The following is a 261-nucleotide window of genomic DNA, read 5'->3' on the forward strand; positions in this document are numbered from 1 at the left end:
GCGCCCCACTCGAACTTGAAAGCGATGCTGATGGCGGAGGATTTATTAGCGGGGCGTGGCAGTTCGGAGATCAGATGCACCTTTTTGGCGAGTATGCATCACTGGGCCAAGAACTTGAAATACGCAGTGGCACCGGCACTGTAGCAGGCGAGTACGACGTGACGCGTTGGCGCATTGGTGTTGGATACCAATACCCTGTTTCGGAAACTTTGGCTTACTACGGGCGGCTAAGCCTTGACCAGCTCGAGTTCAAGGATGCGC

General features: G+C 55.2%; 1 pseudogene. It reads left to right on the forward strand.

The window, feature by feature from the left end:
• Positions 1-261 (forward strand): annotated as a pseudogene (locus CSH93_RS17805) (hypothetical protein); the annotation flags it as partial.

It is taken from the genome of Neoalteromonas facilis, from assembly GCF_002807665.1.
GTDB lineage: Bacteria > Pseudomonadota > Gammaproteobacteria > Enterobacterales > Alteromonadaceae > Alteromonas_E > Alteromonas_E facilis.